The 210-nt window shown below is 44.3% G+C and carries 1 protein-coding gene; it reads right to left on the reverse strand.

Annotated elements, in window-relative coordinates:
- A partial coding sequence (locus tag HJV72_RS19515; protein WP_208073543.1) for a hypothetical protein occupies window positions 1-210 on the reverse strand: 210 nt, incomplete at both ends.

A 210-nucleotide genomic window follows, 5' to 3' on the forward strand; every position in this document is an offset into this window, starting at 1 on the left:
TATTCCCATATAGGATATTCCGATATTCCTCATAGGTTGATATCGCCTTGCTATACTTGATTCCATTCTTGTCCAACACAGAACGCACGCTGTCCGACGAATAAGGTACACCTTCCTCGTCGATGAACAAGTCCGGCCGATACGGGGAAGCGATAAAGCGGTAACATATACGGTTCATCGTTTTATAGCTGAATACTGTGAAACAGCCAT

The sequence above is a fragment of the Extibacter sp. GGCC_0201 genome (assembly GCF_017566055.1).
GTDB lineage: Bacteria > Bacillota > Clostridia > Lachnospirales > Lachnospiraceae > Extibacter.